The organism is Bacillus sp. LR_5, assembly GCF_042709275.1.
This window is the reverse complement of sequence record NZ_JAVAXX010000583.1, coordinates 1-1,367: the sequence shown is the minus strand read 5'-3', so window position 1 is coordinate 1,367 and position 1,367 is coordinate 1. Positions and strand designations below refer to the sequence as shown.

The window sequence follows — 1,367 nt, the reverse complement described above, 5'->3', positions numbered from 1 at the left end:
TTTATTTTTTATTGAATTGCTTTTTGTTCTTTGATGACTCGGATCATATGTAAAGTCGAGTCCTCAGGTCCTTGAACAGGGAGGCCTGCGTCAAGGTTTTTAAAAATGTAGCTGATGTTTTCTTCTGTAATAATTTCTCCTGGGATGAAGATTGGAATACCAGGCGGATATACCATGACAAATTCAGCAATAATCCGTCCGGATGCTTCTTTTAATGGGATGACTTCCGTATTTGCATAAAAAGCATCACGAGGAGTCATTGCCAATAAAGGTATTTCTGGAAGCAGAACCTCAGTTTGCTGATGTGTTACATCTTGTTCTGACATTTGCTGTGCGATCTCAGTTAAAGCCTCTACAAGCCGGTCTGCATCATTTTGGCTGTCACCAGGAGTGAAAATACACAAAATATTGTACAGATCAGAAAGCTCAACCTCAATATTAAAGGATTCACGAAGCCATTTTTCCACGTCATGTCCTGTCAGGCCAAGACTTTTCACAGAGATAATCAATTTTGTCGGATCATAGCTGTAAGCTGCTTTCGACCCTAGAATCTCAGAACCGACACAATAAATGCCTTCAATCTGATTGAGGCGATCTCTCGTCTGATTGGCAAGCTTGAGTGTTTCCTCAGCAAGCTGGCGGCCTTCTGTTGCAAGGCGTTTTCTGGCAACATCCAAAGAAGCGAGAAGCAAGTAAGAAGTTGACGTAGTTGTCAGCATGCTCAGGATGGATTGCACTCTGTTTTTTGATACAAGGCCCTCTCTCATGTTTAAAATCGAACTTTGCGTGAGTGATCCGCCCAGCTTGTGTACACTTGTCGCTGCTATGTCCGCTCCTGCCTGCATAGCTGAAAGCGGCAATTCATCGTGAAAATGAATGTGAACGCCGTGTGCTTCATCCACAAGCACTGGCACATCAAACGAATGAGCGAGTTCTACGATGCTTTTTAAGTCGGCTGCAACACCGAAATATGTCGGGTTGATGACGAGAAGCCCTTTTGCATCCGGATGTTCGGTAAGCGCCCGTTTAGCAGATTCAAGTGTAATGCCGTGGGAGATGCCCAATTCATTGTCAATTTCAGGATGAATAAAAATTGGAATCGCTCCGGAAAATACAATAGCTGTCATAATTGATTTATGAACATTTCTTGGAATAATAATTTTATCGCCAGGTCCGCAAACAGCCATTACCATTGTCATAATGGCGCCGCTTGTTCCTTGAACAGAAAAAAATGTATGATCCGCTCCAAATGCTTCAGCAGCCAGATCTTGTGCTTGTTTAATAATGCCTTTTGGCGCGTGCAGATCGTCTAATGGTTCAATATTAATCAAATCTATGCTTAACGCGTTTTCACCGATAAATTGTCT

1 protein-coding gene is annotated in these 1,367 nt (G+C 42.6%); it reads right to left on the bottom strand.

Annotated elements, in window-relative coordinates; all coding sequences use genetic code 11:
- Positions 1-8: 8 nt before the first annotated feature.
- The coding region (gene speA, locus RAC86_RS38680) for an arginine decarboxylase (RefSeq protein WP_377886953.1) at positions 9-1,367 on the bottom strand (1,359 nt) is incomplete at its 5' end.